Here is a 22,116-nt window from a genome sequence, read left to right on the forward strand (position 1 = left end):
ACTGGTGTGGTAACCGAATCCAACCCCGACGAGGCCAACTCATTGGTACGCCGATCAATCCGGGCGAGTTACGGACATAACTATTGGACAGGCGCTTAGCCCAGCCCGCCACGCCTCGCAGGGGCCCGCCCGCCGCCACGGGTGGGCCCCTGCGCGTGCTTCCCAGGCGGTTGCCGACGTCGCCGGACCGCGCTGCCAGGCACGGCCACGATCGTCGCTGCCCGCGACCCATCGGGAGCGGGGCGACCGGTAGCAGGGGCGACAGCGTGAGCAGCGGCTCGACGCCCGATCAGCCCGACGGCGGACAGCAGGACGGCCAGCCGCCGTCGAACTGACGGGAGCTGGCCGGCGCGGTGTTGGGCGGGCGGGCGACTGACGGGCGGGTATCGGTCAGACCTCGGCAAGGGCCCGGCTGCACAGGGTGCGGGCCCACTGGATGCGGTCGAGCGCCACCTCGGGGCGGTCACCGAAGACCTCGGCGGCACGGGCGTAGCACTCGTCCGGGCCGAGCTGGTCGAGAGTCCGGTCGACGGTGTCACGGACGGTCGCGTCGTCCAGGTCGGCGTGGTTCGGCGCGTCGGAGACGAACAGGGCCATGCACAGGACCGGGTCGACCAGGCAGGTCGTCATGGTGGCTCACCTCTCACAGAGGTTCATCTGGTGTCCTGTCCACCGTCGCTCGGGTGAGGGGGCAGGGCATCTGCGCCAGCATGCGTCCGGCCCTGCGGGTTTTCCGACCCGGACATACCCGTTGGCCGCCACCGGCGTCTCAACTGGCATCACCCCCATCGGGTGCGTCCTCGAGAGGGATCTTGATCTCCAGTTTGGTGCCCTTGCCGGGCCGGCTGACGATGTGCAGCGCGCCGCCGAGCGCGGCCACCCGGTCGCCCAGGCCGATCAGGCCGCTCCCGCCGTGCGGGTCGGCGCCGCCGATCCCGTCGTCCTCGACCGAGAGGTCCAGCACCCGGCCACCGTCGTCGCCGTCGACGATCGAGGCGCGGATGCAGATGAGCGTCGCCTGCGCGTGCCGGATCGCGTTGGTGAGCGCCTCCGCCACCACGTAGTAGGCGCCGACCTCGACCTTCGTGTCGAGCCGGGTCGGCAGCGCGAGGCGCAGCTCCACCGGCACCGGCGACCGGCGGCCGAGCGACTTGACGGCCGGCACGAGACCGCCCTCGGACAGAATCGCCGGGTGGATGCCGCGGGCCAGCTCGCGCAGCTCGTCGATGGCCTCCGCGAGGTCGGTCCCGATCGTGTGCAGCCGCTCCCGTACCCCGTCGTCGACCTGGGGCTCGGTCGCCCGCAGCTGCAGCAGCAGCGCGATGAGCCGCTGCTGGGTGCCGTCGTGCAGGTCGCGTTCGATCCTGCGGCGGCCCTCGTCGGTCGCGGCGACGATCCTCGCCCGGGAGGCGGTCAGGTCGGCGCGGGCCTGCGAGTTGGCGATCGCGCTGGCGACCAGGTCGGTGAACTCGGCGGCGCGGGTGGCGTCGTGCTGCAGCAGCGGCCGGGCACTGGTCGACAGGGCCTTCAGCACGCCCCAGGTCCGGCCGGCCACGAGGACCGGCGCGCCGACCGCGGAGCGGATCGTGCTGTCGCCGAACTCGCGGCCGAGGAAGCCGGCGCTCTCCGCCCCCTCGAGCCGGACCGGCTTGCCGGAGCGCCGGACCCGCCGGCTGACGCTGCCGTGCTCCAGGCTGACCTTGCCCAGCGCGATGCGGTGCGCGGCGTCCCAGCTCCAGCTCGCCACGACGGTGGCGCCGCCGTCGGGTTCGAAGCGCAGCAGGGCGGTGGCGTCGGCGCCGAAGAGCTTGCCGGCCTCCTCGGTGACGGCGCCGAACACGGCCTCCGCCGGCCTGCCCTTCGCCGCGACGGTGGCCACCCGGCGCAACGCCGCCTGCTCGGCGGCCACCGACCGCAGCGTGGCACGGCTCTCCTCCAGCACGCTGACCATCGAGTTGAACGTGCGCTGCATGATGCCGATCTCCACCGGGCCGTCGGTGGCGACGCGGACGCTCAGGTCGCCGCGGGCCACCTTGTCTGCGGCGGCCACCAGCCGGTGCAGCGGGCGGACCACCATCACCGCCAGCGATCTGGTGAGGATGGCGACGCCGAACAGCGAGGTGGCGAACCCGGCGATCCCGGCGATGAGGGCCCGCTGGCCGGCGATCATCGCCTCCTGCCGCCCGCGCTCGACGATCGTGCGCTGCGCGGCGGCGAAGTCGTCGAACTGCTGCCGCAGCGCGGAGATCTGCCGCTGTCCGGCGAGGATCGACTCGGCGTTGATGTTCCTCGGCACCGCCCCCTCCTGCATGGCGATCGACGGGTCCGCGTAGTCATCGAGGTAGGAGGTGATGTCCTCATTGATCTGGGCGATCCGGGCGACCTGGGCGGGATCGCCGGCGACGGCCGCCTCCAGCTCCTCCTGCCGGGCGGGGACCTGCTCCTGCGCCGCCTTCCACGGCACCAGCAGCGCCGGATCGCGGGTGAGCGCGAACCCGCGCCGGCCCGCCTCCACGTCCAGCAGCAGCCGCTCCAGGGTCGTCGCCGCCGAGACCGCGCGTTCGGCCCGGCTGACCGCGAGCACGGACTCACGGAGCTGGAACACCGACAGCAGGATGGCCGCGAACGCCGTACTGATCAACAGTGTGAACAGCGCGCATATCACCCCCAGGCGGAGCGTCAACCCCCCGTGCATAAGGGTGTCCTACCCCCTTCTGCGGGGATATGTTGGCTTTAATGACATCTGTGGTGGTCGCTGACGACGACGTACTGCTCCGCGAGGGACTGGCCAGCCTGCTCGACCGGCACGGCTACACCGTGGCCGGCGTCGCTGACGACGGGACGCACCTGCTGCAGCTGGTCGAGGAGGTAGGTCCCGACCTGGCGGTGGTGGACATCCGCATGCCCCCGACACATACCACCGAGGGGCTGGCCGCGGCGCGGGAGATCAGGCTGCGGTTCCCGTCCGTGGCGATCCTCGTGCTGTCGGCGTTCGTCGAGGTGGAGCACGCGATCGAGCTGCTGGCCAGCGGCGAGCGCATCGGCTATCTGCTCAAGACCCGGGTGACGGACGTCGAGGAGTTCCTGGAGACCCTGCACCGGGTCCAGGACGGCGGGACCGTGGTCGACCCGGCCGTCGTGCAGGAACTGGTCGCCGCGCACCGGCGCAAGGATCCGCTCGACGTGCTCAGCCCCCGCGAGCGGGAGGTGCTCGCGCTGATGGCGGAGGGCCGCTCCAACGCGGGGGTGGCCAAGCAGCTGTGGGTGACGGAGGGCACCGTCGAGAAGCACGTCCGGTCGATCCTGACCAAGCTCGACCTGCCGGAGACCGACGAGACGCACCGCCGGGTCCTCGCCGTGCTCACCTTCCTGGAGGCCGCGTCAGCAGGTGCCTGATCCCTGCAGCCGGGACAGCAGGCACTTGATCGCGGCCGCGGACAGGTGCTCCTTCGGCAGGAAGCCGATGGCCCGGCTCTCCGCGAGCAGGTCCGCGATCTCCTCCGCGCCGAACGCCGACACCATGATCACCGGGCTGGAGTCGATGCGCGCCGCGAGGTCGAACCCGCTCTCCTCACCCAGGCCGACGTCCACCAGGACCACGTCGGGGTCCTGCTCGTCCACCGCGCGCATCGCCTGCTCGCTGTTCGCCGCGTCGGCGACGACCGCGATGCCCTGGGCGGTGAGCAGGCGCTTGGCGCCCGCTCGGAAGCGCTCCGAGTCGTCGACGATGACGCAGCGGATCGTCATACCGTGAACGCTGCCAGATTGTTCGCCCGCCGGCCTTGCGGCTAGCCGGAAAGAGCAGACCTCACCCGCTCGCGACCGCCCGGCGGGTCACCCCGCGGCGACGATCGGCGGGCGGTCCGCTCCTGCCGAGCGCCCGGCGGGCCGCCGCTGGCGGCGCCCCTCGGGGGCGGCCCGCGCCGCCGGGCGTCCGTCGCGCGCCACCGCGCCGCCGGGCGTCCGTCGCGCGCCGCGATGCCCGGACGGCCGGGTCGGCTCGGCCGGGACCGGGTGGCGCGCGCTTCCCGCCGGAACCGCGAGGACCGGGCCGAGCGCGGCCGTTGTCGTCGTGGCACGGCGCTCGCCGGCGATGGCCCCGGTCGCCCGCGACGCCGCCCGGACGGCTGGCCCGCGCGTCGCGCCGGACGCCCGGACGGCTGGCCCGCGCGTCGCGCCGGACGCCCGGGCGGGGCCGGGTCAGCCGGTGACCCGTGCGGCGGCCGGGCGGCCGGGCCAGACGGTGACCCGCGTGGCGACCGGGCGACCGGGCGACCGGGCGGCCGGTGACCCCCGCAGCGGCCAGGCAGCCGGTGACCCCCGCGGCGGCCGGTCAGACGGTGACCGGCTCAGCGGACGGCGCGGCGGCCGGCTCAGCCGCGGCGGGGCGGCGCGTGGCGCGCACCCCCGCCAGGCCCGCGAGGACCAGGCCGAGGGCCACCCAGCCGAGCAGCACCCAGGCGTGCGGCGCCGCGGCGTGGCCGTCGAAGAACGCGGTGCTGCGCAGCAGCGAGCCCGCCGCCCCCGGCGGGAGGTACTGCCCGAGGGTGCCCCAGCCCGACGGCAGCATCTGCGGGGCGCTGGCCAGCCCCGACAGCGGGTTTCCCAGCAGCATCATGGTCGCCGCGCCGAGGCCCAGGCCAGCCGCGCCGAGCAGCGACTCCAGGCCGAGGATGGTCAGCGCGGTGGCGGCGATGCCCAGGGCGACCGCGCCGGCGTTGAGCCAGTACGAGCCCTCCAGGGAGCCGAGCCAGAACTGCAGGATCGCGGTGAGGGCGAGCCCGCCGGTGACGCTGAAGGCGACCGCCCCGGCGAGTCGGCGGGCGAGGCCGACGACGAGGCTGGTGAGCAGCCCGGCGGCGGCGATCCCGCCGAGGACGAGCGGCAGCGCCCCGGCGGCCAGGCCGGCGCCGCGCGGGTCGTCGGCGGGCAGGGGGACCAGGTCGCGGACCGGCACGCCGGCGTCGGTGCCGCCGAGCGCCTGGGCCACCTGCTGGAGCGCCTGCGCGACGACGGGGCTGGCGGCCGAGGCGACGATCAGCTGCGGGCGGCCGGTGGAGAGGTCGATCGCGCCGTACACCTCCCGGTCGAGGATGAGCCGCTCGGCCGCGGCGGTGCCGTCCACGACGGTCACGTCGAACGTGCCGGGACGCTTGGCCGCCAGCTGCTGGGTGACCTGCGCGGTGGCCGCGGGCGGTCCGGCGACGGCGATCGGGATGTCGTGCACGCTCGAGCGGGCGGCCGGCCAGGCGAACGCGACCATGATGACGCTCAGCAGCGCGGTGAGCAGGAGGACGATCGCGCCGACGCGGGGCCATGGCGACCGTGGTGCGGTGGGAGCCATCGGAGTCTCCTAAAAAGAACGTTCGTTCACTGAGATCGAGCATGCGACCCGGCCGGCACGGCGTCAAGAACGAACGTTCGCTTTTACCGCGTGGTGTACGACACGTCCCGCCGCCGGCATCGTGAAGACGAACCGGGAGCCGCCGCCCGGGTTGTCCACCACGGCGATCGAACCGCCGTGCCGCTCCACGATCCGCTTGCAGATCGCCAGGCCGAGGCCGGTGCCGGCGTACCCGGCGGAGCGGTGCGCCCGGTGGAAGTTGTTGAAGATCGCCTCGTGCTGCCCGGCCGGGATCCCGATGCCGTTGTCGGAGATCTCCACCCGGACGAAGCCGTCGCCGGCCGGCGCGGAGCCGATCTCGATGCGGGGGACGACACCCGGCGCGGTGTACTTCACCGCGTTGCCGACGAGGTTGTCGACGAGCTGCCGCAGCAGCACCGGGTCGGCGTGCACGTCGTGCAGCCGGCCGAGCACGAACACCGGCGCCGGGGTGCCGGCCGCCGCCGCAAGGTCGGCCCGGGCCGCCGTCACGTCGCCGACCAGATCGCGCAACGGCAGGTCCACGGGCGCGATGACGGCGTTGCGGGTGGTGGTGTACGCGAGCAGGTCGTTGATGAGGTGCCGCATGCGCCCGGAGGCGCGCACGATCCTGCTGAGGCTGTCGGCGGCGTCGCGCTGCTCGGCGGTGTCCGGCATGCCGCGCAGCGTCTCCTCCAGGTTCTCGGCCCATCCGTCGATCGTGGTGAGCGGGTTGAGCAGGTCGTGCGCGACGACCCCGGCGAAGGACGCGAGCTCGTCGCGCTGCCGCCGCTCGGCCGTGATGTCGTGGAAGACGACCACCACCCCGTCGTCGCCGTGCAGCCGCCGCGCGCTGACGCTGAGGATCCGGCCCTCCGGCGTGCCGCCGTTGCGCACCAGCAGCTCCATGCCGTCCACGTCCTCGCCCGCGAAGGCCCGGGCGTGCGCCATCTCCGGCACCGTCAGCTCGGTGCCGTCCGGGTGGAACAGCCCGTAGTGGCGGGCGCCGGCGACGGCGCCGGTGCCGCTGGTCACGCCGCCGAGCAGGGCGACCGACGCGGGGTTGCGCATCGCCCAGGTGCCGTCGGCCCGGATCACCGCCACCCCGTCGTTCATCGAGTCGACGATCGTGGTGAGCAGCCGGGCCTGCGCGGCGGCCGCCCGGCCGGTCTCGGTGAGCCGGCGCAGCAGCTCGGCCCGCTCGTCGCGGCCCAGCGCGATCGACAGCCCGACGATGGCGACCATGCCGACGAACGCCTGCGCGACCAGCGCCCGTGCCTGGTGCGACGCGATGGTGGCGAACGGCCCGTCGCCGTGCAGCGTGAAGAGCACCGCGATGGTGCCCAGGCACAGGTCGTGCACCGCCACGAACGTGGTGTGCAGCCGCAGCGCCGCCCATACCGTCACCGCGAGCAGCGGGAACGCCAGCGGCAGGCCGTGGTTGAGGGCGAAGCCGACGGTGTACGCGCTGATCGAGCCGGCGATCAGCGCCACGTACTCGGCGAGCCGCAGCGGCGCCGGCCACCGAGGCCGCCCGCCCTCCCGCCAGTGGTGGCCGACGCGCAGCCCGACGGCCATGATCAGCAGGATGCTCACCACGTTGCGGGTGAACCAGATCGCCGCGTCCAGCCACTCGACGTGCCCGGAGACCAGCCACACCGCCGGCGGCCCGATCGCGCCGCCGGCCAGGGCACCGGCCGTCGTGGCGAGCAGCAGCCGCCACAGGTCGGCGGCGCGGGTCAGCGGCGCGTCACCGCCGGCGCCCCACAGGTGCGGGCTGATCCGGGCGTGCACCTTCAGGAACACCGCCAGCTGCGTCAGGTTGGCCGCGACGAACCACAGCGCCAGCACCAGCGGGGCGCCGGTCGCCGTGTTCACCGCCACGGTGATCGCGGCCAGCACGACCGGGTCCACCCAGCGCAGCCGGGCCCGGCGCTGCATGCTGAACCACAGCACGGTGACCCCGGCGGCCGGCCAGACGAGGCTCAGGCTGGTGCCGTCCATGATCGTCAGCCGGCCCGCGAACGTGGCGAGGACGCAGAGGGCGGACCAGGCCGCGGTCCGCGCGAGGGAGCGCGTCATCCAGGCACCAGCACGAGGTCGAGCGCGGTGCGCAGGCTCTGCGTGGTGAACGGTTTGCGCATGTACAGCGCCCCGGTGTCGCGCACCCGCGCCACCGCCGTGCCGTCCCACAGCACGGTCAGGAACATGGCGGGCAGATCGGCCCGGATCCGGCGCAGCTGGTCCAGCAGCTCGACGCCGTCCATCCCGGGCAGGTCCACGTCGAGGATCGCCGCCTCCGGCAGCCCGTGCCGGGCCACCGCGGCGAGGGCCTCCGCCCCGCTGGCCGCGGCCAGGACCTCGTGCCCGTCGGCCCGCAGCCGCTTGACGAGCAGCTCCAGGACGTCCTGCTCGTCGTCCACGACCAGAATCCGCGCCATGCCGGCCCCCTCGCCTGTCCTCCTTGCTGATCGACAGGCGAGGGACCGTGTTGAGCGAGTTACCGCTTCGTGGGCACGACGTCCTGCAGGTGGCGGCCGTTCACCGAGGACCGGCGGCCGGCGTCGACCTCGCGCTTCCAGGTGCGCACGTAGTTGGAGGCGGTCAGCCGCTCCACGTCGTTGAGCTCCAGGAGGTCGCCGACGAACGTGGTGAGGGCCATCGTGTCGCGGGGATCGTTGTCCGGCACGTGCTCGTGCAGCGCGGCGTGCACCTGGCTGCGCAGGGAACCCTCGCGAATGGCCCGGGTCGGGGTCAGGGTCGGCTCGTCGCCCAGGTCGGCGGCGGCGGCCGTCTGCTCGGGGCTGACCACCTTCGACTGCCCGCGGGCCCGGCGCGGCGCCGGCGGCGGCAGGATCTCCGCGATCTCGCCGCGCCACTCGCCCAGCGGCGACACGACCGGCTCCGGTGCGGGCGCCGGGACCGGCCCGGCGGCCGGGACCGGGGCGGGCGCCGGGGCCTCGGCGGCCTCGGGCAGGGTCAGCTGCTCCTCGACCGGCTCCTGGGCCGTCTCGGTGATCGCGGGCCGCGGCGCCGGCTCGTCGACGACCGAGATGACCCGCGCGTCGGAGGCGAGGCGGGCCGGGGCCAGGTCGGCGGCGATGAGGGCGGTGAGACCGTCGTAGTCGGCGCCGTCGGCGAGGCGGACGGCGATCTCGTCGAGGTCGTACACGGCGACCGCGATGTCGGCCGTCGTCGGGTCGACCGCGGCGCGGATCTTGCGATGCAGCACCTTGGCGATCGCCTTGGTGCGCACCTCCTTGCGCTTCTCGGCGCGGGCCGCGGCGAGGGAGCTGTAGAGGCCCAGGCGGGCGTCGGCCTTCGCCAGGTTCTTCGCGCGCAGGGTGATCCACGGGTGCCGGATCCAGTGCCCGACCACCTCGTACGCCGGGGTGGTCGGCGGCAGGTCGCCGGTGGCCCGCAGCCGGTCGCGGCGCTGGTTCTCCGTGTGCATCAGCCACACCAGGTAACCCAGCGCGGACATGCCGGCGAAGAAACCGGCCATGAGCTTGTTCTCGTGCGCCATCCAGTTGAACGCGACCGCGAAACCGGCGATGGCCGCGGACAGGACCCGCGACGCGGTCGCCCGCTCGCCGAGCCGGCGCCGGACGTCGGCGTTGGCCAGGACCACGATGCCGCCCAGCTCCAGGGCGCCGACGGCGGGCACCGCCCACAGCAGCGGGATGCCGAGCGCCTCGACCGCGCCGGAGACCTGCCCGGCGAGGGCGACCAGCAGCACGACGAAGTAGAACAGCTGGCGCATGTACGAGGTGCGGCGGACGGTCCGTTGCAGGTCCGCGTCGAGTTGGCCGATTCCAGGTTGTCCGTTGCTGTGCGCACTGCCCGGCGAGGTCACCGGCTTCTCCTGTCATCCGTTGCGGGCAACGGGTAGCCCCGTGCCGCGAGGAACTCGGCCAGCGCGAGGTCCACCGAGCTCTGCACCGTGGTGTTGTGGTCTTCGACGAAGCGCTGGAGCGTCTGCTCGATCTCCACCCGGACCCGCGTGTTGAGCTGCACCCGCTCGAACCGTGGCCGCTGCGGCGGCATCGCCACCGCGTTGTCTGTCGCTTCCAACCCACACTCCTGCTAGCCGTTTGCTAGCGGGGACGCTAGCAAAGGACGCGTCGATGTCGTCAATCGACGCGCCGGGCACGCAGTGCCGCACCGGTGAGCAGGGCGCAGACCACCCCGCCGGCGCCGGCGGCGACCAGGGTGGCGGGGGCGCCGGCGGCGTCCAGCAGCAGGCCGCCGAGCACGTAGGAGAGCGCGGCGGCCGCCCCGACCGCGCCGTACAGGTTGGCGAACACCCGGCCGAGCAGCCCGTCCGGGACGAGCCGCTGCAGCAGGGTGTTGCTGGCCACGTCGATCGCGGCGATGCCGAGCCCCCGGCCGGCCTGCATCGTGAAGACGACGGCGGCGGCCCAGGCGACGTGCGCGACGGCGCCGGTGAGCAGGTTGCCGGCCGAGCTGACCGCGAGCCCGGCGGCGAACAGCACCGGCATGCCGAGCCGGTCGCCGAGCCGGTCGCCGCGCCGCGACAGCAGCGCGTAGCCGGCGGTGAGGCCGAGGCCGACCGCGCCGAGCAGCAGCGCCGCCACCGCATCGCCCGTGCGCAGGTCCTGCTGCGCCAGCACGACCAGGGCCACGTCGTCGACGCCGGTACACAGGACGACCGCGCAGAACCCGAGCGCGACGACCCGGACCGTCCGGTGCCCGGCCAGATAGCCGAGGCCGGTCCGGGCGCCCTTCCAGAGCGACTCGACGGACAGCGCCGCGGGTGCCAGTCGCGGCAGGCCGGTGAGCAGCGCCGCGGACACCACGAACGAGGCCGCGTCCACGGCCAGCACGCCGCGGGTGCCGAGCCACGGCAGCAGGGCGGCGGCCAGCAGCGGCCCGGCCAGCTCCGCGACGTTGGTGACCAGCCCGAGCCGGGCGTTGCCGGCGGCGAGCCCGGCGGCCGGCACCAGCGACGGCACCGCCGCCCGCGATGCCGGCTGGAAGACCTGGCCGGCGACGGCCCGCACGGCGACCAGCCCGAGCAGCGGCCACAACGGCGGCAGGGCCAGCGCGATGACGGCGACGGTGAGGGCCTGGACGAGCTCGCAGCCGATCATCAGCCGGCGCCGGTCGAAGCGGTCGGCCAGGGCCCCGGCGAACGGCGCGACGAGCGACGGCACGAAGTCCCCGGCGAGCAGCAGCGCGGACACCGCCAGGGCCTGCCCGGTCGAGGAGGCCACGTGCAGCATCAACGCGACCATGCTCAGCGCGTCGCCGGCGTACGAGATGCCGCGAGCCCCGAGCAGCAGCCGGAACCCCCTCGGGGTTGTCTCGGGGTCGCTCCCTGATGCGTCTCTTACGCGCTCGGCCATAGCTTCAACGTCATGACCGAGTGGCTCGAACCGCTGTACAGCCTGCCCGCCGCCCTGCTGGGGCTGGCGCTGGGGCTCGTCATGCTGCTCGACTCCATCCCGCTGCTCGGCATCCTGATCCCGGCCGACGTCGCCATCCTGACGACGGCCGGCGCGACCGACCCGTTCAGCAGCCTCGGCTGGATCGTCGCAGGTTGCCTGGCCGGTTGGTCACTGAGTTTCCTGGCCGGCCGGGCGTTCGGGCAGCGGCTGCGGGAGGGCCGGTTCGGCCGCTGGATCGGCGAGGCGCGCTGGGCGAAGGCCGACCACGTGGTGCGCACCGGCGGCAGCCGCATCCTGGTGACGGCGCCGTTCCTGCCGTTGCTCAACACGCTGGTGCCGCTCGCGGCCGGCGGGCTGCGGATGCCGTACCTGCGGTTCCTGCGCTCGGCCGCGCTCGGCTCGGTGCTGTGGGGCGGGCTCTACGTCGGGCTGGGCGTGCTCGCGACCCGGCTGTCGGGGCTGCTGCCGACGGGTGACCTGACGACGGTCGCGACGGTCGGCCTGGGCCTGACGTTCGGCTGGGTGGCGCTCTTCACGACCCGCCGCGTGGCTACGGTCCGTAGCTGACCGGACGCGTTCTCGGTCCTGTGCATCCGGGTGACAGTCGGTAATCTGACGGCTGGTCCGCCTCCCGGAAGGGACTCCGTTGCGCAAGCGCCTCATCGCCTCGCTCCTCGCGGCACTCGTCGTGCTCGGCGCCTGGGCGGTGCCGGCCGGCGCGGCGCCCGGCGACCCGACGGCCGCACCGGACGAGGGCTCGGCCAACATGACCCTCGGTGAGCTGCTGGACAAGGCCAACGGTGAGTTCCTGGACGCGCAGGGCATCCTGGAGGTCTCCAAGCAGCGCCAGGCCGAGCTGACCACGAAGATCGCCGGGATGCAGCGCCAGCTGGACGTGATCCTGGCCGAGGTCAACGTCATCGCCGGCGCGGCCTACCGCACCGGCGGGGTGCGCACCGCGGCGGCGCTGATCCAGAGCGAATCGACGGAGGCGTTCATCGAGCGCACCATGATGGTCAACACCGTCGCCCGCTACAACGACCGGCAGATCGGGCAGCTGACGAAGCTGCAGAAGGAGCTCGGCGAGGCGAAGAAGGCCGTCGACGCGGAGGTCGCCCAGCAGCAGGCGCAGGCCGACATCATGGCCAAGAAGAAGAAGGACGCCGAGGCGGCGCTGGTGAGGATGGGTGGCCGGGCCAACGGCTACGTCAACGCCAACTCGCCCCTGGCGACCCCGGCGCCGCGCAACGCCAACGGTTCGTGGCCGAAAGAGAACTGCATCATCGACGACCCGACCACCACCGGCTGCGTCACGCCGCGCATGCTGCACGCGGTGAAGGAGGCCCAGAAGGCCGGCTTCACGCGCTACTACTCGTGCTTCCGGCCCTCCGGACCGTATGAGCATCCGAAGGGCCGTGCGTGTGACTTCGCCGCCCAGGCCAACGGCTTCGGCGGGGTGGCGACCGGCGGGGACAAGACCTACGGCGGCAACCTGGCGGCGTTCTTCGTGCGCAACGCGAGCGCCCTGGGCGTGCTCTACGTCATCTGGTTCCGCCAGGTGTGGACGCCGGCCGCCGGTTGGCACGCCTACAGCGGCGGCAACGGCGACCCCTCCAGCGACCACACCAACCACGTGCACCTGTCCGTCTACTGAACGGGCACCCGCCAGCCGAACGGGTCCTCCACCGTGCCGCGCTGGATGCCGACGAGCTGGTCGCGGATGCGGCCGGTGACCGGCCCCTCGACCGCGCCGGCGATGCTGAACCCGCCGTCGGCGGTGCGGGCGGTGCCGATGGAGCTGATGACCACGCCGGTGCCGGTCGCGAAGGTCTCCTTGAGCCGGCCGGAGCGGGCGTCGTCGCGCCACTCGTCGAGGCTGTAGGGGCGCTCGGTGACGGTGAGCCCGAGGTGGGCGCCGAGGCGCAGCACCGAGTCGCGGGTGACGCCGGGCAGGATCGAGCCGTTGAGCGGCGGGGTCACCAGCTCGCCGTCGTAGACGAAGAAGAGGTTGTTGCTGCCGGACTCCTCGATGTAGCGCCGCTGCACCGCGTCGAGGAAGACGACCTGGTCGCAGCCCGCCTCCTGGGCCTGGGCCTGGGCGCGGAGGCTGGCGGCGTAGTTGGCCGCGGTCTTCACCGCGCCGGTGCCGCCGGGCGCGGCCCGCGAGTACTCCTGGGACACCCACATGGTGACCGGCTTCGCGCCGCCGGCGAAGTAGGCGCCGGCCGGGGAGGCGATGACGGCGAACAGGTACTCCGAGGACGGCCGCACGCCCAGGAACGGGTCGGTGGCGATCATGAACGGGCGCAGGTAGAGGCTCTGCCCCTCGCGGGTCGGCACCCAGTCCCGGTCGGCGCCGACGAGGACCTCCAGGGCGCGCAGGAACAGCTCCTCGGGCAGCCGCGGCATGGCCATGCGGTCGGCGGTGGCATTGAGCCGGCGGGCGTTGGCGTCCGGCCGGAACAGGGCGATGCCGCCGTCGGGCTGGGCATACGCCTTGAGCCCTTCGAAGATCTCCTGGCCGTAGTGCAGGGCGGCGGTGGCCGGGGACAGGCTCAGCGGGCCGAAGGGCTCGAGCCGGGCGTCATACCAGCCCTTGCCGTCGGCGTAGCGGATCGTGACCATGTGGTCGGTGAAGACGCGACCGAAGCCGGGGTCGCTCATCAGGGCCGCACGCTCCGCCGCCGGGCGGCGCGGCGCGGAGACGGTTGCAAAATCGAGCATCCCGCGACTCTAAGCGCACCCTGAACGATCCCTAAGCTCCTTCCCGAGAACTGGGCGGTAGCAAGGGTTCAGAACAGCTCGCGCGGCGGGGCGGGCGACTCGGTGGCGGTCGCGTCCGTGACGATCCGGGCGCCGGCGACCAGGCGGTCCAGGTCGCCGCCGTGCACCAGCCGGGCCGGGAACGGGTCCGCGGCGCCGGCCCGGGCGAACCCGGCGACCGGCAGCGGCACCGCCGACGCGGCCAGGATGACGTTGCCGAACCGGCGGCCGCGCAGGACGGCGGGCTCGGCGAGCAGGCACACGTCGGCGTACAGCTCGCGCAGCGTCGCGACCTGCCCGCGGGCGAAGGCCAACCCGGCGCCGTCGGCGAGGTTCGCCGCGTAGATGCCGTCGGGGCGCAGCAGGCCGGCCGCGGCGGTCAGGAACTCCAGCGACGCCAGGTGCGCCGGCACGCGGGCCCCCCGGTACACGTCGGCGATGACGAGGTCGAAACGGGCGCCGGACATCGACTCGACGGCGGCGCGGGCGTCCATCGCGCGGACCCGGATGTCGGCGTTGCGCGGCAGCGGCAGCACCCGGCGCACCAGCGCGATGAGCGCCGCGTCGAGCTCCACCACCCGCTGCGAGGAGCCGGGCCGGGTCGCGGCGACGTAGCGGGCCATCGTCAGCGCGCCGCCGCCGAGGTGCAGCACCGACAGCGGCGCGCCCGGCGGGGCGGCGCCGTCGACGATCGAGGCCAGGCGGCGCATGTACTCGAAGTCCAGCCGCCGGGGATCGGCGAGGTCGACGGCGGACTGCGGGTACCCGTCGACCAGCAGCGTCCACCGGCCCGGCCGCCCGTCGTCGGGGCACAGCTCGGCGACCCCACCGTCGATCTGCTCGACGATCCCGGCGACACGCTTCTGACGACCCATGACCCCAACCGTAGTGACACGGTGTGTGAAGAATTTTTGTCAACGGGTGTTGTCCAATGTCGCCTTTAGGACGAACATTCTCCCGTTGGAGACCGAACGAACTCCTCACGCGGAGGCGCGATGCAAGTACCCGCCGCATTCGAATATGCAAAGGCGACGACGGTGAGCCAGACGCTGGACCTGCTGGCCCAGTGGGGCGAGGACGCCCGCGTCATCGCCGGCGGTCACAGCCTGATCCCGATGATGAAGCTGCGTCTGGCCAGGCCGACCGCGCTGATCGACATCAACGACGTCAGCGAGCTGTCCTACATCAGGGTCGAGGGCGGTGAGCTGCGCATCGGTGCGCTGACGCGGCACGCGGAGCTGCTCGAGTCGGCCCTCGTGGAGGAGCACTACCGCATCTTCCGCGACGCCGAGCGGGTGATCGCCGACCCGATCGTGCGCAACCGCGGCACCGTCGGCGGCTCGCTCTGCCAGGCGGACCCGGCCGAGGACCTCTCCGCCGCGTTCGCCGCCGTCGACGCCTCGGTGGTCATCCAGGGTGCGCGGGGGTCGCGCACCGTGCCGCTCACCGAGTTCCACGTCGGCCCGTACGAGACGGTCGTCGAGCCCGGCGAGCTGCTCACCGAGGTGCGGGTGCCGATCCGCCCGGGCGGCGGCTCCGCGTACACGAAGGTCGAGCGCCGCGTCGGCGACTGGGCGGTGGCCGCCGCCGGCGCCGCGATCTGGATCGACCCCGCGGGCACCATCACCAACGTCGGCATCGGCCTGGCGGCCGTCGGCGCCGAGCACTTCCGGGCGGCGCAGGCCGAGGCGTACCTCGTCGGGCGGCCCGCCACCGAGGAGAGCTTCGCCGAGGCGGGGCGCATCGCCGCCGAGCACAGCAACCCGGTCGCCGACCAGCGCGGACCGGTCGACTACAAGCGGCACCTCGCCGGGGAGCTGACCGTGCGCGCGCTGCGCGCCGCGGCCGCCCGCGGGCGTGGGCTCGACGCGAGCGGAGAGGCCTGATCATGCAGATCACCGTGACGGTGAACGGCGAGAGCCACACCCGCGACGTGGAGCCCCGGCTGCTGCTGGTGCACTTCCTGCGCAACGAGCTCGGCCTCACCGGGACGCACTGGGGCTGCGACACGTCCAACTGCGGCGTGTGTACGGTGACGCTCGACGGCGTGCCGGTGAAGTCCTGCACCGTGCTGGCCGTGATGGCCGACGGCAAGCAGGTCGGCACGGTCGAAGGGCTCGAGCGCGCCGACGGTCTCGACCCGGTCCAGCAGGGCTTCGTGCAGTGCCACGGCCTGCAGTGCGGCTTCTGCACGCCGGGCATGATGATCACCGCCCGCTGCCTGCTGGACAAGAACCCCGACCCGTCGGAGCAGGAGATCCGTGAGGCGATCTCCGGTCAGCTCTGCCGGTGCACGGGCTACGAGAACATCGTGCGCTCGGTGCGCTGGGCGGCCGAACACGAAGCGGCGGAGGCGAAGGCATGACCGTGACTGAGACGCCCATGGGCTTCGGCCGCATGCACCGCAAGGAGGACGCGCGGTTCGTCCGGGGTCAGGGCAACTACGTCGACGACGTGAACCTGCCGGGCATGCTGCACGGGTCGTTCCTGCGCAGCCCGTACGCCCACGCGAAGATCGTCTCGATCGACACCAGCGCGGCGGAGGCGCTGCCCGGCGTCAAGGCCGTCATCACCGGGGCGGTCCTGGAGACGCTGAAGCTGGCGTGGATGCCGACGCTGTCCTACGACACGCAGGCCGTGCTGGCGACCGACAAGGTGCGCTTCCAGAACCAGGAGGTCGCGTTCGTCGTCGCGGAGAGCCACTACATCGCGCGCGACGCCCTGGAGCTCATCGAGGTCGAGTACGAGCCGCTGCCCGTCGTCGCCGACGCCAAGCAGGCGCTCGCCCCCGGCGCCCCGGTCATCCGGGACGACAAGGAGGGCAAGACCGACAACCACATCTTCGACTGGTCCGCCGGTGACAAGGAGAAGACCGACCGGATCTTCGCCGAGTCCGAGGTCGTCGTCGCGGAGGACATCCTGTACCCCCGGGTGCACCCGTCCCCGCTGGAGACGTGCGGCGCGGTCGCCGACTTCGACAAGGTCAGCGGCAAGCTGACGATCTACTCGACCACCCAGGCGCCGCACGCGCACCGGACGGTCTACGCGCTCGTCGCGGGCCTGCCGGAGCACAAGATCCGGGTCATCTCCCCCGACATCGGCGGCGGCTTCGGCGGCAAGGTCGGCATCTACCCCGGCTACGTCCTGGCGATCGTCGGCTCCATCGTCACCGGCAAGCCGGTGAAGTGGATGGAGGACCGCAACGAGCACCTGACCGCCACCGCGTTCGCCCGCGACTACCACATGCGCGGCGAGATCGCGGCGACGAAGGACGGCAGGATCCGGGCGCTGCGGGTCGACGTGCTCGCCGACCACGGCGCGTTCAACGGCACCGCCCAGCCGACCAAGTTCCCGGCCGGCTTCTTCCACATCTTCACCGGGTCCTACGACCTGGAGGCGGCGTCCTGCAACGTCACCGGCGTCTACACCAACAAGGCGCCCGGTGGTGTCGCGTACGCCTGCTCGTTCCGCATCACCGAGGCCTCGTACCTGGTCGAGCGCATGATCGACGTGCTGGCGTTCGAGCTGAAGATGGACCCGGCCGAGCTGCGGCTGAAGAACCTGCTCAAGCCGGAGCAGTTCCCGTACACCACGCCGACCGGCTGGGAGTACGACTCGGGCGACTACCCGAAGGCGCTGCGCCTGGCCATGGACATGGTCGGGTACGAGAAGCTGCGCGTCGAGCAGGCCGAGAAGCTGCAGCGCGGCGAGTACATGGGCATCGGCATCAGCTTCTTCACCGAGGGTGTCGGGGCCGGGCCGCGCAAGCACATGGACATCCTCGGCCTGGGCATGGCCGACGGCGCCGAGCTGCGGGTGCACCCGACCGGCAAGGCGGTGCTGCGCCTGTCGGTGCAGACCCAGGGGCAGGGGCACGAGACGACCTTCGCGCAGATCGTCGCGGAGGAGCTCGGCATCTCCCCCGACGACATCGACGTCGTGCACGGCGACACCGACAACACGCCGTTCGGCCTCGGCACCTACGGCTCCCGCTCGACCCCGGTGTCGGGTGCGGCGACCGCGATCGTGGCCCGCAAGGTCCGCGACCGGGCGAGGATCGTGGCGTCGGCGATGCTCGAGGTGTCCCCGGACGACCTGGAGTGGGAGAAGGGCAAGTTCTTCGTCAAGGGCGACCCCGACCAGGCCAAGACGATCCAGGAGATCGCCATGGCCGCGCACTCCAGCCTGGAGCTGCCCGAGGGCGTCGAGGGCCACCTGGACGCGACGACGGTCTACAACCCGCCGAACCTGACCTACCCGTTCGGCGCGTACATCTGCGTCGTCGACGTCGACCCGGCCACCGGCCAGGTCAAGGTCCGCCGGTTCATCGCGGTCGACGACTGCGGCGTGCGGATCAACCCGATGATCGTCGAGGGCCAGGTCCACGGCGGTCTCGCCGACGGTATCGGCATGGCGCTCATGCAGCTCATGGCGTTCGACGAGGACGGCAACCACCTCGGCGCGTCGCTCATGGACTACCTGCTGCCCACGTCGCTGGAGTGCCCCTCGTGGGAGCTCGGCGAGACGGTCACGCCGTCGCCGCACCACCCGATCGGCGCCAAGGGCGTCGGCGAGTCCGCGACGGTCGGCTCCCCGGCCGCCGTGGTCAACGCCGTCCTCGACGCGCTGAAGCCCCTCGGGGTCCGGCACGCCGACATGCCGCTCACCCCGTCCAACGTGTGGCGCGCCGCTCAGGGCCGCCCGATCCGAACGGACCTCGCCATCTCATGACGAACCTCCTTCATCGTGCCGACCGGCTGCGCGCGGACCGCACCCCGTTCGTCCTCGCGACGGTGGTCCGGGCCGAGCGCCCGACCAGCGCCAAGGCGGGCGACCGCGCCCTCGTGCTGCCGGACGGCACGATGGAGGGGTTCGTCGGCGGCACCTGCGCCGAGTCCACCGTCCGTCTCCAGGGGCTGCGGCTGCTGGAGACGGGCGAGTCGACGCTGCTGCGCATCACCCCTTCCGGCGAGAGCGCCGAACGGGAGGGTCTGCTCACCGTCGCCAATCCCTGCCTGTCCGGGGGCACCCTGGAGATCTTCCTGGAGACGATGATCCCGGCGCCGCTGGTGTACGTGCACGGCGAGGCCCCCGTCGCCCGCGCGCTGGTCGACGTGGCCCGGGCGGTCGGCTGGGAAGGCGCCCGCGGACCCGCCGACGCGTTGCCGCTGGACGCCGCCGCGGTCGTGGTCGCCTCGCACGGCCGGGACGAGATCGAGGTGCTCACCGCGGCGGTCAAGGCCGGGGTGCCGTACGTCGCGCTCGTCGCCAGCCGGAAGCGGGCCGCCGCGGTGCTCGCCGAGCTGCCGCTGACCGACCTGGAGAAGGCGCGCATCCACGCGCCGGCCGGGATGGACATCGGCGCCCGGACCGCGCCCGAGGTCGCGCTGTCCATCCTCGCCGAGATCATCTCGCGGCGGCCGCGGCAGACCGCCCCGCCGCCCGGGCGGATCGAGCTGCCACTGCTGCAGCCCGTCCGGCCGGTGACGCAGGTGGCGGTCGCCAAGGACGTCGTCTGCGCGATGGACGTCGCGATCTCGCCCGACGCGCTGCAGTACGAGCACGAGGGCACCATGTACTACTTCTGCGGCTCCGGCTGCCGGCGGGCGTTCATCGACAACCCGGCCCGGTACCTGTGACGGCGTCGATCGACGAGCTGACCGACGGGCTGGGCGCGCAGGGCTACCTGGCCGACCAGGGCCTCGCCACGGCGCTGTTCCTGGCGGTGCGGCTCGGCCAGCCGATCCTGCTGGAGGGCGAGCCGGGGGTCGGCAAGACCGCCGCCGCGGGCGCCCTCGCCGCCGCCCTGGACACGCCGCTCATCCGGCTGCAGTGCTACGAGGGGCTCAGCGCCGCCGAGGCCCTCTACGAATGGAACTACCCCCGGCAGCTGCTGGGGATCCGGCTCGCCGAGGCCCGCGGCGAGGTGCCCCGCGAGGCGGACCTGTTCGCCCCCGAGTACCTGCTGCGCCGCCCGCTGCTCGCCGCGCTCGAGCACCCCGGGCCGCGCCCGGCGGTCCTGCTCATCGACGAGGTCGACCGGGCCGACGACGAGTTCGAGGCGTTCCTGTTCGAGCTGCTCGCCGAGGGGTCGGTGACGATCCCGGAGCTCGGCACCCGCACCGCGACCGTGCCGCCCGTCGTGGTGCTGACCAGCAACCGGACCCGCGACCTGCACGACGCGCTGCTGCGGCGGTGCCTGTACCACTGGATCGGCTACCCCGAGCCGCACCGGGTCGCGGCGATCATCCGGCAGCGGGTGCCGGGCGCCGACGAGCTCCTCGCGGCCCGGGTCGCCGGCGCCGTGTCCCGGCTGCGCGGCCTCGACCTGACCAAGCCACCCGGCGTCGCCGAGGCGATCAGCTGGGCCAACGCGCTGCGGCTGCTGGGCCTGCCGCTGGAGGAGAAGTCCGCCGGCGCCACCCTCGGCGCGGTGCTGAAGTACCGCGAGGACGAGGAACTCGCCCGCCGCACGGGGCTGGCGGACCTTGTCGAGGGGTGACTTAGCCGGCCTCGTCGCGGCGTTCGGCGCGGCGCTGCACGACGCGGGCCTGCCCGTCGGGCCGGACCGCAGCGAACGCTTCGCCCGCGCCGTCACCCTCCTGACCCCGACCACGACCGCCGAGCTGCACCGCTGCGCCCGGGCGACGCTGACCTGCCACCCGGAGCAGTTCGAGATCCTCGACCGGGTCTTCGACGCGGTGTTCCGCGGCTACGCCGACGACCCGGCCGACTTCCGCGGCGACCCGAACGCCACCGGCACGTCGACCACGACGACCAAGCCGGGCGGGTCGCCGACCGCGGGCCCGCCGTCGGCGTCCTCCTCGCCCGAGGCGACCGCCCGGGAGATCGAGATCCCGGTCGCCACCGTCGGCAGCGCGGCCGAGCGCCTGGCCTCGCGGGACTTCGCCACGCTGACCCCGGAGGAGCTGGCGCTGCTCACCGACCTGATGCGCCGGCTCACCCTGGCCACCCCGGTGCGCCGGACCCGCCGGATGCGCCCGACGGTGTCCGGCGGCGGCACCGACCTGCGGGCCACGCTGCGCCGGGCCAGGCGCACCGGCGGCGACCCGCTGCGGCTGATGCGCCGCGAACCGCGCGAGCGGCCCCGGCGGCTGGTCGCGCTGTGCGACATCTCCGGCTCCATGGAGCCCTACGCCAGGGCCATGCTGCAGCTGCTGTACTGCGCCGCCGGCACCTCCCGCGCCGAGGTCTTCACCTTCGCCACCAGGCTGACCCGGCTCACGAAGGTCCTCGCCCGCACCCGCCCCGCCGTCGCCCTGGCCCGCGCCGGGCAGGCCGCCCCCGACTGGTCCGGCGGCACCCGCATCGGCGCCGCGCTGAAGGCCTTCAACGACGGCTACGGCCGGCGCGGCATGGCCCGCGGCGCGGTCGTCCTCATCGTCTCCGACGGCTGGGAGACCGGCGACCCGGCGCAGGTCGGCACCGAGATGGCCCGGCTGTCCCGGCTCGCCCACCGCATCGTGTGGGTCAACCCCCGCACCCAGAGCCCGCGCTACCGGCCGCTGGTCGGTGGCATGGCCGCCGCGTGGCCGTTCTGCGACGCGGTGGTCAGCGCGCACTCCCTCACCGCCCTCCACCCCCTGCTTGCCGCACTCGAAGGACGTGACCGTCATGCTGCTCACCAATGAGTTCGTCGTCCACCGGCCCCTCGAAGAGACCTGGACGGTCCTGACCGACCTGGAGCGGATCGCGCCGTGCATGCCCGGCGCCCAGCTCACCTCGGTGCAGGGCGACGAGTACCACGGCAAGGTCAAGGTGAAGGTCGGGCCGATGACCGCCCAGTTCTCGGGCGTGGCCACCTTCAAGGAGCGCGACGCCGCCGCGCACCGGGCGGTCATCGACGCCCGCGGCCGCGACGCGACCGGCAAGGGCCGCGCGTCCGCGCTGGTGACGGCGGTGCTCGCGGCCGAGGGCGACGCCACGAAGGTCACCGTCGAGACCGACCTGACGATCGCGGGGCCCCTCGCGCAGATGGGGCGCAGCACGATCGGCGACATCAGCACCCGGCTGCTGGGCCAGTTCGTGACGAACCTGGAGGCGCAGCTGGCCGCCTCGGACACCGCGCCCGCCGCCGGTGCCGCCGCTTCGGATGCCGCCGCTTCGGGTGCCGCCGACTCCGGTGCGCCCGCCGCGGCCGCTGCTCCGACCGCCGCCGCCGCGACCGCCGCCACCGCCGCTCCGACCGCCGAGGCCGCGACCGCCGTCGCTGCTCCGACCGCCGAGGCCGCGCCCGCCGCTGCGCCGGCTGCCGCCGCGTCCGCTGCCGCCGCGCCCGCTGCCGCTTCGCCGGCCGCCGCCGCGGCGCCGGTGGAGGCGGTCACCGACGGGCAGGTGGCCGAGGTCGTGGCGATCCTGCCGCCCGGCAACGTCCCCGACGCCAACGGCGTCACCACCGCCCCCGCCGAGCAGGCCGTCCGGATCATCGAGGGGCCCGAGGCGGAGCCCGTGGACCTGCTGCAGACCGCCGGCACCACCAACCTCATCAAGATCGCGATCCCGGTCGTCGTGCTGATCGCGGTCGTCGTCGGGCTGGTCATCTGGCTGGCCTGACCCCGC

At 73.6% G+C, this 22,116-nt stretch carries 21 protein-coding genes; 10 read left to right on the forward strand and 11 right to left on the reverse strand.

Annotation, left to right across the window (positions count from 1 at the left end; all coding sequences use genetic code 11):
* Positions 1-390: 390 nt before the first annotated feature.
* Complete coding sequence (locus tag OP18_RS41965) at positions 391-630, reverse strand: hypothetical protein (RefSeq protein ID WP_033364874.1); 240 nt, start codon at positions 628-630, stop codon at positions 391-393.
* Positions 631-769: 139 nt separating this feature from the next.
* The gene (locus OP18_RS53865; RefSeq protein ID WP_162189903.1) at positions 770-2,605 is read right to left on the reverse strand and encodes a CHASE3 domain-containing protein; all 1,836 of its coding nucleotides are present in this window, start codon (positions 2,603-2,605) and stop codon (positions 770-772) included.
* A 131-nt stretch (positions 2,606-2,736) separates the two neighbouring features.
* On the opposite strand from OP18_RS53865, the gene OP18_RS41975 reads away from it, so the two are divergent.
* Positions 2,737-3,396, forward strand: coding sequence for a response regulator transcription factor (locus OP18_RS41975; protein WP_081971576.1), 660 nt, complete (start codon positions 2,737-2,739; stop codon positions 3,394-3,396).
* Here OP18_RS41975 and OP18_RS41980 read toward each other — a convergent pair.
* From OP18_RS41980 to OP18_RS42010, 7 genes are all read right to left on the reverse strand, one after another.
* A complete protein-coding gene (locus tag OP18_RS41980) occupies positions 3,382-3,747 on the reverse strand; it encodes a response regulator (RefSeq protein ID WP_033364876.1) in 366 nt (121 codons plus the stop codon). The two genes, OP18_RS41975 and OP18_RS41980, sit on opposite strands and share 15 nt — an antisense overlap.
* Before the next feature lie 586 nt (positions 3,748-4,333).
* Positions 4,334-5,344: a hypothetical protein gene (locus OP18_RS41985; protein ID WP_033364877.1), complete on the reverse strand. Its 1,011-nt coding sequence runs from the start codon at positions 5,342-5,344 to the stop codon at positions 4,334-4,336.
* A gap of 63 nt (positions 5,345-5,407) precedes the next feature.
* The gene (locus tag OP18_RS41990; protein WP_052388155.1) at positions 5,408-7,444 is read right to left on the reverse strand and encodes an ATP-binding protein; all 2,037 of its coding nucleotides are present in this window, start codon (positions 7,442-7,444) and stop codon (positions 5,408-5,410) included.
* Complete coding sequence (locus tag OP18_RS41995) at positions 7,441-7,803, reverse strand: response regulator (RefSeq protein WP_033364878.1); 363 nt, start codon at positions 7,801-7,803, stop codon at positions 7,441-7,443. The genes OP18_RS41990 and OP18_RS41995 overlap by 4 nt, the downstream gene beginning before the upstream one ends.
* Before the next feature lie 59 nt (positions 7,804-7,862).
* Positions 7,863-9,218: a hypothetical protein gene (locus tag OP18_RS53870; RefSeq protein WP_156090160.1), complete on the reverse strand. Its 1,356-nt coding sequence runs from the start codon at positions 9,216-9,218 to the stop codon at positions 7,863-7,865.
* Complete coding sequence (locus tag OP18_RS42005; protein ID WP_156090161.1) at positions 9,215-9,436, reverse strand: hypothetical protein; 222 nt, start codon at positions 9,434-9,436, stop codon at positions 9,215-9,217. The genes OP18_RS53870 and OP18_RS42005 overlap by 4 nt, the downstream gene beginning before the upstream one ends.
* Positions 9,437-9,495: 59 nt before the next feature.
* Positions 9,496-10,731, reverse strand: coding sequence for an MFS transporter (locus OP18_RS42010; RefSeq protein WP_052388157.1), 1,236 nt, complete (start codon positions 10,729-10,731; stop codon positions 9,496-9,498).
* Between the two features lie 12 nt (positions 10,732-10,743).
* Here OP18_RS42010 and OP18_RS42015 point away from each other — a divergent pair, with 12 nt between their 5' ends.
* Together OP18_RS42015 and OP18_RS42020 are read left to right on the forward strand one after the other, a co-directional pair.
* Positions 10,744-11,340 carry a DedA family protein gene (locus tag OP18_RS42015; RefSeq protein WP_033364880.1) on the forward strand — a complete coding sequence of 199 codons (597 nt, stop codon included), beginning with the start codon at positions 10,744-10,746 and terminating at the stop codon, positions 11,338-11,340.
* Positions 11,341-11,419: 79 nt separating this feature from the next.
* Positions 11,420-12,427: a coiled-coil domain-containing protein gene (locus tag OP18_RS42020; RefSeq protein WP_245635712.1), complete on the forward strand. Its 1,008-nt coding sequence runs from the start codon at positions 11,420-11,422 to the stop codon at positions 12,425-12,427.
* On the opposite strand, the gene OP18_RS42025 is transcribed toward OP18_RS42020, so the two are convergent.
* Both OP18_RS42025 and OP18_RS42030 read right to left on the reverse strand, forming a co-directional pair.
* Positions 12,421-13,497, reverse strand: coding sequence for a branched-chain amino acid aminotransferase (locus OP18_RS42025; protein ID WP_033364881.1), 1,077 nt, complete (start codon positions 13,495-13,497; stop codon positions 12,421-12,423). The genes OP18_RS42020 and OP18_RS42025 overlap by 7 nt on opposite strands.
* A gap of 68 nt (positions 13,498-13,565) precedes the next feature.
* Positions 13,566-14,411, reverse strand: coding sequence for a spermidine synthase (locus OP18_RS42030; RefSeq protein ID WP_033364882.1), 846 nt, complete (start codon positions 14,409-14,411; stop codon positions 13,566-13,568).
* 120 nt (positions 14,412-14,531) lie between these two features.
* Between OP18_RS42030 and OP18_RS42035 the strand changes: the two genes are divergently transcribed.
* The 7 genes from OP18_RS42035 to OP18_RS42065 are packed head-to-tail and all read left to right on the forward strand — an operon-like array spanning position 14,532 to position 22,110.
* Complete coding sequence (locus OP18_RS42035; RefSeq protein WP_033364883.1) at positions 14,532-15,422, forward strand: FAD binding domain-containing protein; 891 nt, start codon at positions 14,532-14,534, stop codon at positions 15,420-15,422.
* A gap of 2 nt (positions 15,423-15,424) precedes the next feature.
* On the forward strand, positions 15,425-15,901 hold the full coding sequence (locus OP18_RS42040) for a (2Fe-2S)-binding protein (protein WP_033364884.1): 477 nt from the start codon (positions 15,425-15,427) through the stop codon (positions 15,899-15,901).
* Positions 15,898-18,267, forward strand: coding sequence for an aerobic carbon-monoxide dehydrogenase large subunit (locus tag OP18_RS42045; protein WP_033364885.1), 2,370 nt, complete (start codon positions 15,898-15,900; stop codon positions 18,265-18,267). The genes OP18_RS42040 and OP18_RS42045 overlap by 4 nt, the downstream gene beginning before the upstream one ends.
* Complete coding sequence (locus OP18_RS42050; protein WP_033364886.1) at positions 18,264-19,175, forward strand: XdhC family protein; 912 nt, start codon at positions 18,264-18,266, stop codon at positions 19,173-19,175. Before OP18_RS42045 ends, OP18_RS42050 begins: the two co-directional genes overlap by 4 nt.
* Entirely contained in the window at positions 19,172-20,038 is an 867-nt protein-coding gene (locus OP18_RS42055; protein WP_033364887.1) for an AAA family ATPase, read from the forward strand. The genes OP18_RS42050 and OP18_RS42055 overlap by 4 nt, the downstream gene beginning before the upstream one ends.
* A complete protein-coding gene (locus tag OP18_RS42060; RefSeq protein ID WP_033364889.1) occupies positions 20,025-21,188 on the forward strand; it encodes a vWA domain-containing protein in 1,164 nt (387 codons plus the stop codon). The genes OP18_RS42055 and OP18_RS42060 overlap by 14 nt, the downstream gene beginning before the upstream one ends.
* Positions 21,172-22,110 carry an SRPBCC family protein gene (locus OP18_RS42065; RefSeq protein WP_033365021.1) on the forward strand — a complete coding sequence of 313 codons (939 nt, stop codon included), beginning with the start codon at positions 21,172-21,174 and terminating at the stop codon, positions 22,108-22,110. The genes OP18_RS42060 and OP18_RS42065 overlap by 17 nt, the downstream gene beginning before the upstream one ends.
* Positions 22,111-22,116: the final 6 nt, after the last annotated feature.

Source organism: Dactylosporangium aurantiacum (genome assembly GCF_000716715.1).
Lineage (GTDB): Bacteria > Actinomycetota > Actinomycetes > Mycobacteriales > Micromonosporaceae > Dactylosporangium > Dactylosporangium aurantiacum.